Source organism: Petrotoga sp. SL27 (assembly GCF_002924605.1).
In the GTDB taxonomy this organism is placed as follows: domain Bacteria; phylum Thermotogota; class Thermotogae; order Petrotogales; family Petrotogaceae; genus Petrotoga; species Petrotoga sibirica.
Genome location: NZ_JAIP01000011.1, coordinates 139237 through 152282, shown reverse-complemented (window position 1 = coordinate 152282; position 13046 = coordinate 139237). Strand labels below are relative to the sequence as shown.

The 13046-nt window shown below is 34.7% G+C and carries 12 protein-coding genes; 6 read left to right on the top strand and 6 right to left on the bottom strand.

Features of this window, described 5'->3' with window-relative positions:
- The 3 genes from AD60_RS04330 to ftsH form a co-directional block, all read right to left on the bottom strand.
- Positions 1–1281 carry a S41 family peptidase gene (locus tag AD60_RS04330; protein WP_103876438.1) on the bottom strand — a complete coding sequence of 427 codons (1281 nt, stop codon included), beginning with the start codon at positions 1279–1281 and terminating at the stop codon, positions 1–3.
- A 203-nt stretch (positions 1282–1484) separates the two neighbouring features.
- Positions 1485–1754 carry a metal-sensitive transcriptional regulator gene (locus tag AD60_RS04325; RefSeq protein ID WP_103876437.1) on the bottom strand — a complete coding sequence of 90 codons (270 nt, stop codon included), beginning with the start codon at positions 1752–1754 and terminating at the stop codon, positions 1485–1487.
- A gap of 37 nt (positions 1755–1791) precedes the next feature.
- The gene (gene ftsH / locus AD60_RS04320) at positions 1792–3684 is read right to left on the bottom strand and encodes an ATP-dependent zinc metalloprotease FtsH (protein ID WP_103876436.1); all 1893 of its coding nucleotides are present in this window, start codon (positions 3682–3684) and stop codon (positions 1792–1794) included.
- 250 nt (positions 3685–3934) lie between these two features.
- Here ftsH and AD60_RS04315 point away from each other — a divergent pair, with 250 nt between their 5' ends.
- The 6 genes from AD60_RS04315 to AD60_RS04290 all read left to right on the top strand — a co-directional run bounded on the left by AD60_RS04315 (position 3935) and on the right by AD60_RS04290 (position 10387).
- Positions 3935–4936 carry a TolC family protein gene (locus AD60_RS04315; RefSeq protein ID WP_103876435.1) on the top strand — a complete coding sequence of 334 codons (1002 nt, stop codon included), beginning with the start codon at positions 3935–3937 and terminating at the stop codon, positions 4934–4936.
- Positions 4933–6282: a TolC family protein gene (locus AD60_RS04310; protein WP_103876434.1), complete on the top strand. Its 1350-nt coding sequence runs from the start codon at positions 4933–4935 to the stop codon at positions 6280–6282. Before AD60_RS04315 ends, AD60_RS04310 begins: the two co-directional genes overlap by 4 nt.
- Positions 6279–7352 (top strand): efflux RND transporter periplasmic adaptor subunit, encoded by a 1074-nt coding sequence (locus AD60_RS04305; RefSeq protein ID WP_103876433.1) that lies wholly within the window; start codon positions 6279–6281, stop codon positions 7350–7352. Before AD60_RS04310 ends, AD60_RS04305 begins: the two co-directional genes overlap by 4 nt.
- Complete coding sequence (locus AD60_RS04300) at positions 7349–8047, top strand: ABC transporter ATP-binding protein (RefSeq protein ID WP_103876432.1); 699 nt, start codon at positions 7349–7351, stop codon at positions 8045–8047. Before AD60_RS04305 ends, AD60_RS04300 begins: the two co-directional genes overlap by 4 nt.
- Positions 8034–9242, top strand: coding sequence for an ABC transporter permease (locus AD60_RS04295; protein ID WP_103876431.1), 1209 nt, complete (start codon positions 8034–8036; stop codon positions 9240–9242). Before AD60_RS04300 ends, AD60_RS04295 begins: the two co-directional genes overlap by 14 nt.
- Positions 9243–9310: 68 nt before the next feature.
- Positions 9311–10387 carry a hypothetical protein gene (locus tag AD60_RS04290; RefSeq protein ID WP_134080018.1) on the top strand — a complete coding sequence of 359 codons (1077 nt, stop codon included), beginning with the start codon at positions 9311–9313 and terminating at the stop codon, positions 10385–10387.
- A 12-nt stretch (positions 10388–10399) separates the two neighbouring features.
- On the opposite strand, the gene AD60_RS04285 is transcribed toward AD60_RS04290, so the two are convergent.
- From AD60_RS04285 to AD60_RS04275, 3 genes are all read right to left on the bottom strand, one after another.
- A complete protein-coding gene (locus AD60_RS04285; RefSeq protein WP_103876429.1) occupies positions 10400–10867 on the bottom strand; it encodes a metallophosphoesterase in 468 nt (155 codons plus the stop codon).
- A 222-nt stretch (positions 10868–11089) separates the two neighbouring features.
- The gene (gene mtnA / locus AD60_RS04280) at positions 11090–12139 is read right to left on the bottom strand and encodes an S-methyl-5-thioribose-1-phosphate isomerase (protein ID WP_103876428.1); all 1050 of its coding nucleotides are present in this window, start codon (positions 12137–12139) and stop codon (positions 11090–11092) included.
- Between the two features lie 98 nt (positions 12140–12237).
- Positions 12238–13041, bottom strand: coding sequence for a protein-glutamate O-methyltransferase CheR (locus tag AD60_RS04275; protein WP_103876427.1), 804 nt, complete (start codon positions 13039–13041; stop codon positions 12238–12240).
- Positions 13042–13046: the final 5 nt, after the last annotated feature.

The window sequence follows — 13046 nt, the reverse complement described above, 5'->3', positions numbered from 1 at the left end:
TTAGTTACCCCCAATTAAAAAGTCCAAGGCGGTTTTCAATTGCAAATCTTCTTCAATATTTAGTACAGGTTTTTCTGTAGTCGTATAGAAAGCCTGAGTTGCTTCTTCTTCAGATATTTCTGTCATTGAGATGACTTCCCTTTCTGGATTACTTACCTCTATATCAGGATTTATCCCTTTTAAATGAATATCTGACCCGCTTGGTGTGAAGTAATGAGCTATAGGTAACCAGATTTCTCCTCCGGTAGATAAACTAAATGTGTTCTGTACCGCAGCTTTTCCATACGTTGTTTCTCCAATAATAGTTGCTACACCATTATCTTTAAGTGCCCCGGTTAAGATCTCAGATGCAGAAGCCGAACCTTCATTAACCAACAAAACAATAGGAATATTTTGTAAAAAGCTGTAATAATTACCTGGAATAGTTGTAATAGATTCTTTTGTACCATCAAAATATTTAACACTAACTACTTTACCGCTTTTTAAAAACATGGAAGTAACATCAACAGCTGATTGTAAAAGTCCGCCCGGATTATTTCTTAAATCAATTATTATTCCTTCTATATTCTGATTTGAAAGGTTATTTAGGGCTTCTTTCATTTCTTGAGAACTTGTTTTGGCAAAATTAGTGAGTAATATGTAGCCCAACTTCTTATTTTTGTATTCTATCGTATCAAATTTTACCGTCTTAGTTTCTATTGTTTCTCTTATTAATGTAATATTCTTTGGTTCGGTCCATGTGTTGCGGTATATTTCCAAGGTAACTTCCGTTCCAGGTTCACCCCTCATTAACGAAGCTGATTTGTTAAGGCCGAGTTCAGAAGTGGGGATACCATCAACGGATAAAATGTAATCGTTAGACATTAGTCCTGCTCTTTGTGCGGGAGTTCCATTCATTGGTGAGACGATAACAACCGCATTCATTTCATAATCATATCTAATAGTCAACCCAACTCCACCATATTTACCTTCTATGTCTATCTTGCTTTCTTCTGTCTGAACGGAATCAAGGTACCAAGCAAAAGGATCATCGAGTCCTTTCATCATCCCTTCAATTGTGGAATCCACTATTTTGTCATAATCTACGTTGTCTTTATCATAATAATAATTGACTATGTAATATAACGTAGAGTAAATAGGTTCTTCAAACTTATCTAAATAGATTTGCATTACAGAATTCCCTTGATAACTGTTAGAAACAGTATCTGCGAAAATCCAGGAAGTAATGAATAAACCAAAAATTATTATTACAGATAGTAATTTTTTCTTTTTTTTACTCATCTAAGTCTCTCCTTAATAAAATTTTTTATATGGTAATTTTAGACTAAAACTTGTTTTAGTGCCCCTTCGTCGAACGTTAAGGGGGTCCCCCTTAAAAACCCCAAATCAAGGTCAAAATCATTTAAAAACATTGTTTGCACATTGCGGCAAACACTCCCCACCCATACGGATAAAAGAATTTTTATTATTTGTCCTGTCTACATTCATATTTCTCTAAATTTAGACAAGACTTGTATTAATTCATCTAACATCTTTTCGTTTCCAGATTCTTCATATTCTAATATACAACTTTTTGTGTAACCTTTCATTATTTCTTCTGCGGTTTTGTTCAAAGCTCCTTTCACTGCAGATAACTGGGTCAATATATCTGCACATCTTCTCTCTTCTTCCAGCATTTTTTGAAGGCCCCTAACCTGACCTTCTATTCTTTTTAATCGTGTGATTAAATTATCTTTATTATAATTTGAAGACATACGACTCCCCTCTCAAAATTAATTTGTTTGTTGTATTTTATGCATAAGACACAAAAAGATCCTTTTCTTTTACATCTTTATCTTTTAAAACGTAGGTATTAAGCTCCTCTATGTCCATTTCCATCATTTTTTTGAACTCTTTTCCAGAAATATTCTCTTTATTGTACAGATAAATAGCTAAAAGGTCAAGGCGTTTTCTATTTTCTGACAGTAAGTTCTTAGCTTTTTCATAACTGCTAAGAATAAAATTCTTGATTTCTGAATCAATTTCTTTGGCAGTCTCTTGGGAAAAATTCTTCATTCGAGTTATTTCTCTTCCTAAAAATATTTCTCCTTCTTCTTCACCCCATGCAATGGGTCCGATCTTTTCACTCATACCTAATTGGGCAACCATTTCCCTTACTAGCTCGGTGGCTCTCTTTAAATCGTTTCCTGCTCCTGTTGTGATTTCGTTGAATACAATTTCCTCAGCAGCTCTTCCTCCTAACATACCGACTATTTTATCCTTTATTTCTGGTTCTGTGATTAAAAATCTATCTTCAGTCGGAAGTTGCATCGTGTAACCTAAAGCCGCTTGTCCGCGAGGAACTATAGTGATTTTGTGAACAGGATCCGCGTAAGGTAAAAGATAACCTAAAAAAGCATGGCCCAATTCGTGATAGGTAATAACTTTCTTCTCTTTTGGTGTTATCTTTCGTGATTTACGAGCAGGGCCAACGATCACCCTTTCTATTGCCTCTTGGAAATCATCGTTAGTTATGTGATCTCTGGTGTCTCTCGCTGCTAGTAAAGCTGCTTCATTTACCATATTTTCTAAATCAGCTCCGACAAAACCAGGGGTACTTTGAGCCAAACTTTTAACATCTATATCGTCTGCGATTTTTTTCCCACTTAGATGAATCTTTATAATTTCTTCTCTAGCTCTCAAATCAGGTACATCTAAGAATATTTTTTTGTCGAACCTTCCCGGTCTTAAGAGTGCTTTATCTAAGATGTCTGGTCTATTTGTTGCTGCCATTACTACTATGCCTTCTCGGGGGTCAAAGCCGTCCATTTCAACCAGCAAAGCGTTCAAAGTTTGTTCCCTTTCATCATGACCTCCACCCAAGCCTGTTCCTCTTTGCCTTCCAACGGCATCAAGTTCGTCGATGAAAATTATTGAGGGGCTGTTCTCTCTTGCTTCTTTAAAAAGGTCTCGGACTCTAGCTGCTCCCACACCTACAAATAATTCTACGAAATCGGAACCCGACATAAAATAAAACGGCACGTCAGCCTCACCTGCAACAGCTCTAGCTACCAAAGTTTTTCCTGTGCCCGGAGGTCCTGACAAGAGAACACCTTTAGGCATTTTTGCTCCCAATGCACTAAAGTTTTTAGGATCTTTTAGAAAATTAACTATATCTTCTAACTCTTCCTTAACTTCGTCGATTCCAGCCACGTCGTTGAAAGTAATTTTGTTTTTTTTAGAATCGTATCTTCTGGCAGGGTTTCTCCTGTAATTGGCTCCTGGTATTCCATCTCCAGTTCCAGATCTTCTGAACATCCAAAACCAAAAAAACATTAGTATTATTAATGGCAACATATAGATAAGCATAGTAACCCACCAACTTGCCCCGGTGTTTTTAATATACTCAACCTTAATTCCATCGTTTGCTAATGCTCTAACATAAGCCTGATCCATAAGCAAAGTTGGGGCATAAACCTGAAAAAGCTGTCCATTTTTGGCTTTCGCTCGGATAAGGCCACTTGTGTCGATCTGCAAACTTATGATCGTGTCTTGATTTATTAAGTTCACGAGATCGGTATAACTTATCTCAGTGATGTTCGATGTATTTAACTGAGAAATGCTCATAAAAATAAGCATAGCGAGAATAAAATATATAAAAAGCGGTCCAATGAGGGACCCTCTTCTGTTTTGATTGTTATTCATAAAAGCCTCCCTTTGTAAAAATAAATTGTATATCACTTATATTTTATAACAATATAATAAAATATGCAAATGTTATAGAAAAATTATTCTTCTAAGAGCTTTTGAGAAGATTAATTGTCAGCAAAAGAGGTTGTTTAAACATTCATTTTAGAAAAAAGAAAATTTTTAAGCTGTATTTAAGTGAAAGATTTTATACTAGAAATATATTTGTGAATTTATTATTTTAAAAAAAACCAAAGGAGGAAAAAAGATGAAGAAAGTAGTATTGATAGCATTTACCTTGATTTTAGTGACGGGGATGTTTTCAGCAGGTTTAACAGAGGTATTTGATACAGCTAAAGCAAGTAGTACAATATACAAAACCGCACAGCTTGATCTTGAAAAGACTAACCTCGATTACAACAAGGCTAAGATAGAGGCAACGAACAGGAAATTAGAATTAAGTGGGGAATTAAGTTATTACTCAGGTCTTTCAAACTACAATACCTCTATGAAAGATTACTACGGTGATATAGTAGACAGAGTTTTGGATGTTTTCGTTGAAGAAATAAACGTAAAAACAGCGGATTTGCAGTTAAAAAATGCACAGATAACCTACGACAACAACACTGAGTTGTTCGATAACGGATTAATCTCAGGAGACGACCTTAAAAGTTCTGAACTCGATGTAAGTGATGCACAGAACAATTTGGAAAGTGCCCAATTAAATTTAGAAACCGCCAAAGACAACTTAAAAGAATTATACGAAGGAGATTACAACCAAATAGAGATAAATGTTCCAGCGTATGAAGGCATATTCGTAAGTGATGAGGAATATTTAAACAACAACTACAATCTAAAAATGGCACAAATAAACTTAGATATTTCACAATACGATCTCAACAACTTACCAGCCAATGCATCGTCTTATGACAAAAGGATAGCGGAGATAACTCACCAAAAAAATATCTTAAGTTTGCAAGACACTCAAGATACATTGATTGAGGCACATAAAACAACAAAAAATAGTATAGAAAATCTTTACACAAGTGTGAAAAACTTAGAAGAAAGAATGAACTTAGCTCAGAGTACATATAACGACACAAAGGATAGATTCAACAAAGGATTGGTATCTGAATTGGAGTTAAACAGCGCAAACATAAACTATTTAACATCACAAAAGAGTTATTATGAAAGTGTAAGAAATTACATAAAAGCATACATAAACTACATAATAGAAACAGGAAGGAGCCTTGAGGAGGTAGGATTGTGAAAAAACTTATAGTTTTAGTAATAACCCTTCCCGTAGGAATCCTGAGTATATTTGCGATGACGTTCGAAGAGTTATACGAACAAAACTTAGAGAAAAGTTCAGCCTATACCCAAGCGGAGTTGAACTTACGTGGAGCACAATTAGAGATGAACAAAATAGACAAATTCTTTGTTCCATATTTGGGAATATCTGTTGATACAATGAAAACAGGGATAATCCCAGCAGGGACAACAACCGTTAGTGGGTTGGTTTTTGGAGGAGAAGGAGATTTAGAAGGTTACGAGATTTCTTTGGATGTAAACTTCTTAGAAGTATGGGGAGCACAGGTAGGTGTCTCATTCCCGTTTACTTTAAATACAGAAGAATGGACAATAGAATTCCCTGAAGCATCAGAGATAGCAATCTCTTTATCTCGAGATCTTACAATAATCGACAGGGCTGAAAGGTTGAAAACTGAAAGCAGTTACTACGATGTGCTCTCTAAATATTACACGGCTCAAACAAATGAACTCATAACGACGATAGAAGATATATTCACCAGACATTACAACGAAGAGATGATTCAAACGTACCAAGATGAAATAGAAATACTGAACCAACAGTACAACTTATCAACCGATGAAGACGAAAAAGAAAACTTAAAAAAACAGATACTTACTGCACAAAAGAATTTAGAAACTCTAAAGGCAAGCAACGCACCCCTAGAATATTTTGAATACACAGATGAACTGTACAACCAAACAAAAGATATTGTAGAAAGAATAATAAAAGAAAATCAAAACTATCCAACGAATATCGAAGAAAGGCTAGATTTAAAATCGTTACAACTTCAAGAAGAGGCATCGGAAATAGAAAGTAATTTCTGGTTCATTCCTTACCTGCCCTTCAACACCATAAGTGTTTCTATGAATCCATTTAAAGGAACGGAAGATGGGGAAGATTGGTTTGATAAAATCAGTATAAGTGTAGGATTTCAATTAACTATCTTGGATAAAGGTGAAAGAAAGTTGGCGTCTGATAGTATGAAAACAAACGTTGCCGCTTTGACTTATGATGAAAGCATAATAGAAATTGAAAATGCGATAAGAAATTTGGAAACAACCAGAAAAACTTTGAATTATGACGTTAAAATAAAACAAATAGATTTAGAAAACGCTATGGAAAATTACAATAGAAATAAAGAGTTAAGTGATCAAGGATACATAACAAAAGAGGAATTAAAATTTTCAGAAATATCGTTGAGAAGGGCACAATTAGCTAGTGAAAAGGTGGAAAACGACATTCTGACAAATGAATTAAGAATAATGCAGCAATACTACGTGGACATATGGGGTGATATAAATTGAAAAAAAGAGGAAAGATAACGATATGGACGATAGTGATAGTAGCTATAGTCATGGTAGTTGGGATAATATTTTTCCCGAGGCAAAGTTCACTTACAAATCCTGAATCAAGTGGATTACCACCAGTATACTTAGAATATGAAGTGAAATCAGACGGTGTAGGAGATTCGATTGAAGTGGTGGGAAATATAACAGCTGAGATTGAATCCGTAATTCCAAAAGTTTCCGGAGAAATATTCGAAGTATACGTAGAAAAAGGGGACGTGGTTGAAGAAGGTCAGATATTAGCTAAAATAGATGATCTTGACTATCAAATAGCATATTTGAATGCCTTAAATGATTATGAATCGTCAACCAACGTAGGTGAACGATTGAAAGAAGTAAAAAGGTTACAGTTGGAAAAAGCCAAAAAGAATTTGGAAGCAACTGAAATAAAAGCCCCTGTTTCAGGGATAGTAAATGCGGTAAATATTTCAAAGAATGATATTGTTGGGACAACAAGTGTGGTATTGACTATAGTGGATAGAAACACAATAAAAGTTGAAACTGCGGTTGATGAAATAGATTTTCCATTTATATATGAGGGGATGGATGCAACAATAAGAATAGATCCTTTGAATTTAGAAGAACCGGGTAAAGTAACATGGATTAGTCCAACTACTCAAACGGATATGGGGGTAGTTGTTATACCCATTGAGATTGAATTTACACAAGATAATCTTCAAAATAACCTGATTTCCGGAATGACAGCGGATGTGGAAATTGTTACCTTAAAATTAGAGAACACGGTAGCAGTACCAAAAGACGCCATTCATGAGGGAGTTAATGGGGCAAAAATAGTCTACAAAAAGACCGCAGAAGGTGGTATGGAACCTGTTCAAGTACAAACCGGGAAAGAATCGGATAACATGGTTGAAATAACGGAGGGTTTAAAACCAGGTGATAAGGTTTTGATATTGCCATCTAAAGAAGAAACACAAAGAATAATGCAAAATTATGGTATTCCATTTGGAGTGCCTGTTGCTCCAGGCGCTGTTCCTCAAGGTTCTGGTTCTAGAAGAGGTGGATTTTGATGGCAGTGATGGAATTGAAAGAGGTATGGAAAATATACGATGTTGGGGAAGTCAAAGTTGAAGCCCTACGCGGTGTATCTTTCGGAGTTGAAGATGGTGAGTATGCTATAATAATTGGACCTTCAGGAAGCGGTAAATCAACTTTGTTACAGATCCTTGGTTGTTTGGATAAACCTACAAAAGGACAGATATTCATCGAAAATGTAGAAGTCTCTAAAATGAAAGACAGAGAATTGGCAGGGGTAAGAAATAAAAAGATAGGATTTGTATTTCAAAGTTTCAATTTACTTCCAAAGTTGAGTGCATTAGAAAATGTTGAACTCCCTCTAATATATTCAGGTATACCTCAGAAAAAAAGAAGGGAGATAGCAAAAGAACAATTAGAGTTAGTAGGGCTTGGTGATAGGATAAATCATAGGCCAACTCAACTATCGGGCGGCCAACAACAAAGAGTAGCTATAGCAAGGGCTTTAGCTAACGATCCAGCCTTTCTTTTAGCTGATGAACCAACAGGGAACCTTGATACAAAAAGTGGAGAAGAAATCCTTCAAATATTTAGGAAGTTGAACGATATGGGTAAAACGTTGGTCGTTGTCACTCACGATATGAGAATGTTGGATGAAGGGTTCAAAACGATAAGATTGTTGGATGGGAAGATCCAATCGATAGAGGTGAACACAGTTGGAAATACTTAAAGAGACCTTTAGATCTTTGCGTTCTAATAAGTTGAGAACGTTTCTTTCAATGTTGGGAATAATAATAGGTGTTGGAGCAGTAATGACTATAATTGCTATAGGGGCTGGAGCAAGGCAAGAAATAAACAATACCGTTTCTTCTCTAGGGTCCAATATTATTATGGTTAACTCCACTGTGTATTCCAGATTCGCTTCTCAGCCCCTTGAGTTTCAAGATGCGGTTAATATTAAGAATATGGTTCCACAAGTAAAGAATGCCTCGGGCGTTTTAAATTCAAATTTGACCGTGGAAAGTGGTGGAGAAACAACTTCAGGATCGGTATTTGGAGTTTCGCCTAGTTTTTTTGATATAATGAACTTAGAGATTGCTTATGGAAGAAAGTTAAATAACTCTGACGAAGAAGAATTAAGGTCGGCCGCTGTTATAGGTTATAATATAGCTAATAAATTATTTGGTAGACAAAATGTTGTAGGTGAACGAATCAATATTATTCAAAGTGGAAATTCTCGTAGTCGAAAAGTTTCTTTTGAAGTAGTGGGGGTTATAGAAAAAACAGGCAGCAGGTTGTTGTTTAACGTTGATGATATGATCATACTCCCACATAACGTAGCAGATTATAGGCTGTTTCACATGAATGGAAGGGTTAGTTCTGTTTTTATATCAGCAGTAGATGAAAACTCTGCAGAGTTGGTAACCATGGGGACGGACTTTTATCTTTATAGAAAATTCGGAGATTCTGATAAGTACAGTATATTAAGTCAAGATGCTATTTTAGAAGCTGTTAATCAAATAACGGGTATTATGAATGTGATACTGGTAGGAATAGCCGCAATTTCGTTAGTTGTTGGCGGAATAGGAATAATGAATATTATGCTCGTTACCGTTAAAGAAAGAACAAGAGAGATAGGTATAAAGATGGCCATCGGAGCCACAAGGCGTAGGATTTTGATGGAATTTTTAGTTGAAAGTGTAGTTTTAACGGTTGTAGCTGGTATAATAGGTATGATATTGGGTGGGCTTCTCTCCACTTTGATAGTATATTTTGGTAGAGCTTTCGGATTAACCGCTGTCATAACTTGGAAATCGATTGTTTTATCTTTTGGGGTATCTGCGGCAATAGGCCTATTCTTTGGTATATACCCTGCAAACCAAGCATCAAAGTTGAGCCCAATAGAAGCGTTAAGATACGAATGAAGAAGGTGTTGCATTTGGAAAATGTAAATTTTCCGAAATCCTTTGTGTGGGGGGTAAATTCCCCTTTCTTGTCTTTTTTAGGAAATTCAAGGGAAGGCTCGAAAAACCAAATATTTGAAAACGTAGAAAAAGATTTGTATGAGCAATTATCTTTTTTGGAGAGGTTGAAAAAAATTAATTCTTTTAGTTTCAATCTAAATTGGGATTTGTTATTTCTTGACCCTTTTTGTTCTTGTGCTATGTATAATAACTTTATAGAACAACTACGTAAAAAGGAGATTGAACCTATCGTAAACCTCATCGATTTTGATTTTCTTTCCTACAATAAAAGAGAAGCTATCGATAATATAAAAAACGAAGAAAAAATCTCGATATTTATAGAGAGTATCGAAAAGATTGTCTCCGCTTTTAAATACAACGTTCAATATTATATCGTTTTGAATCATACTACCGAATACCTAAAACGAAGATTTTTCAAAGGTACAGATGTTGATAATACTGCATTACATGAAACAGTTCAAAATCTCTTCAATCTTTATGATAAAAGTGTTCAAATTATAAAAAGTATTAACCCTTATGCTAAAGTATCGGTAAGTGAAGAATTCAATGTTGATGAACAAGATATGCTGGATTTTGTTTTTTCTTTTATGGATGTGATTGTCAAGGGAGAAAGTTCTTTCTTTGAGAAAATCGCTTTTAAAAAATCTGATATAGATTTTATCGGAATAAATTTCAATGATTTTACTTCAAATTCAGAAGAATCTACTTCTTTGATAAGAGAACTTTCAGAGGGAAAGAATAATATTGACCTTGATGAAGTAATAAAAAGATGTTCTTTTAAATATAACCTGCCTTTTTTAATAACTCAAAATATAGCTACAGGTGAGGATGATAGTTTAAAATGCCGTTATTTAGTTAATAATTTATACAAGATAAATCAATCTTTGGAAAATAATGTGAAGATTTTCGGATATATCTACAATTCTCTAAGTGATATTAAAATCAACAATCATCTTTTAAAAACTGGACTATACAGAATAGATGATAAAATCAGATATATCAGTTTAAGAAACTTTGCAAAAATCTATTCGAATATCATAGAAGATAATGAGATAAACGAAAGATACCTAAAATATATTGATTAGCTTAATGTAAAATTAAAGATGTAGTAATTTTATTTCAAGTATACTCTCATTCAGTTCTATTTCAGCATAATTTCCTTCGCAAAAAGCCCCCGGATTCAATATCAAAGTATCCTCTATTTCAAATTTTTCTTGATGATGAGAATGTCCAAAGACCATCAAATCGATCCTTTTTTTAAAATAATTCAAAAGCTTATCAGGTACAGCAGGACCCGTTTGATGACCGTGGATAAGACCTATTTTTTTGCCAAATAATTCTAAATACAGTTTTTCGGCGAGTCGCTTTTTTACATAAAAATCATCCATATTTCCATACACAGCATGAAGTATGGGCTTTTGATTTTCTAAGTAATTCAATACTTCGATTTCTACGATATCTCCAAGTAAGAATATTTGATCATAAAGCCCAATATTTAATTTGTCTAGACTTTTCAAGTCTGATTTTATAGGAATATGTAGATCGCTAATTACAAGTATTTTCAAAGGGTATCCACCTCCATACGTTAAAGGGCAAACCCCTTAAGAACCCCAAAACAGCGTAACATCATTTGCGTGGTACATCGTTTGCATAGAAAACGAGATTTTGGAAAACATTTCTAAAACATTGCAAACAAATCATTTTGCACAAAGCTGCAAAAAAACATTGTTTGCACTCTGGGGCAAACTAAAAAAGATTTTTTGCACAGTGCTGCAAACAGGAGCAAGTTAGAATAGTTTCACTATGTTTTTTTCATAGGGAGGTCTTAGGACTTTCTTTTCGGTAATTATCGCTGTAATTAATTCATTTGGAGTTACATCAAAAGCAGGGTTGTATACATTTACATCGTCTGTCACTAAACGAGTTTTATGGCAAAATCTGACCTCATTATGATTCCTTTCTTCGATGGGAATACCTTCACCATTTTTTGTTTCTATGTCTATAGTTGAAAGAGGAGCTGCAACATAAAAAGGAATACCATGTCTTTTTGCTAGAACAGCGACAGAATAAGTTCCAATTTTGTTTGCAACGTCACCGTTACGAGCAATTCTATCGGCTCCTACTATTACAGCGTTTATTTTTCCTTGTTTCATTACCCAACCTGCCATATTGTCAGTAATTAGAGTAGTTTTGATACCGCTTTTAACCAATTCCCAAACGGTCAATCTTGCTCCTTGAAGGTAGGGCCTCGTTTCATCTGCAAAGACCTGGATGTTTTTCCCGTTTTCTACTGCTGCTCTAATAACCCCTAAAGCGGTTCCATAATCAACGGTTGCTAAAGCTCCTGCATTGCAATGTGTCAAAACGGTGTCCCCGTCGTTTAACAAAGACTCTCCGTTCTTACCTATTTGTTTATTTATTTCAATATCTTCATAAGCGATTTTCAAAGCTTCTTCTTCCAATATACTTACAAGTTGATTTGTTTCTTTATTCTGGATGCTATCTTTTAAAAGTTTATCCATTCTGTTTAACGCCCAAAATAAGTTTACGGCGGTAGGACGGGTTTTAGATAAGGTACTTTTTACTTCTTCCAATTTGTTTAAAAATAGATTTTTGTCAGATAGATAGGAAAACTCTTTTGCCCCTAAAACAAAGCCAAATGCTGCGGTCGCTCCTATAGCGGGAGCTCCTCTTACTACCATGTCTTTTATTGAATTGGCAACATCGAGATAAGTCTGACATTCCACATACTTTTCTTCGAGGGGTAAATACCTCTGATCTATCAAGATTAGACTGTTTCCTGTCCATTCCATTGTCATTGTTTTTATATTTTTCATTTATTTCCTCCTCAACCTTTAATTTTTCCACCTTTAAAAACTCTAAAGCTTTATAAATAGCGCCCTTTCACCCCGCAGCCCACCCTCTATCTACAATATCATTTTTTATAAAAAAAAGGAGCAATGGAAGTAAAGCCAAAACCCTTGTAGTTGAAAATTCTTTCCGTGGAACCTACAAACAACACTCCTCCGGGATCCAAAGCATCGTAGAATTTTTTGTATAGCTTTTCTTTAGCCTCGTTGTCAAAGTATATGACAACATTTCTACATATGATTAAGTCAAAATTTTTTTCAAAATCGTCAAATAGGAGGTTCATTTTATTGAAAGTAACATTATTTTTGATGAAATCTTTTATTTCGTATTTATCTTCTTCTATTTTTGTGAAATACTTTCTTATATATTCATCGTTTAGGTTTATTAAACTTTTTTCATTATATATCCCGCGTTTGGCTTTTTGTAAAGCTCCTTCATCAAAATCTGAAGCAATTATTGTTGATTTGTTGGCAATACCTAACTCATGTAATATGATAGCAAGAGTGTACGGTTCCTCTCCTGTAGAACAGCCTGCGCTCCAGAGTTTTAACGTTGGCTTTTGATTTTTCATGAGATCAGGGATTATTTCTTGTTTTAAATATTCCCATTTCTCTGGGTTTCTAAAAAATTCAGTGACGTTAATGGTGAGTTTATCTAAAAACTCATGCCAGTTATCTTTATTTTTTAACAATAATTCCAGATATTCACCATACGAATTGACTTGGTATTTTTTGAGTAATATATCCGTTCTACGTCTTACTCTGTGTTGTTTGTACCCAGAGAGGTCTAGATTGAAATGAGTTACCAACTTTTTCAAAAATACTTTGTAATCTTCGTCATCAAAAGGGGAAGAATAAAATTCTGGCATCTTTT

Coding starts and splice junctions, on each gene's coding strand:
- ftsH (WP_103876436.1), bottom strand. CDS start 3,684: ATGAATAACAATCAAAACAGAAGAGGGTCCCTCATTGGACCGCTTTTT.
- AD60_RS04275 (WP_103876427.1), bottom strand. CDS start 13,041: ATGCCAGAATTTTATTCTTCCCCTTTTGATGACGAAGATTACAAAGTA.
- AD60_RS04315 (WP_103876435.1), top strand. CDS start 3,935: ATGAAGAAAGTAGTATTGATAGCATTTACCTTGATTTTAGTGACGGGG.
- AD60_RS04325 (WP_103876437.1), bottom strand. CDS start 1,754: ATGTCTTCAAATTATAATAAAGATAATTTAATCACACGATTAAAAAGA.
- mtnA (WP_103876428.1), bottom strand. CDS start 12,139: ATGAAAAATATAAAAACAATGACAATGGAATGGACAGGAAACAGTCTA.
- AD60_RS04330 (WP_103876438.1), bottom strand. CDS start 1,281: ATGAGTAAAAAAAAGAAAAAATTACTATCTGTAATAATAATTTTTGGT.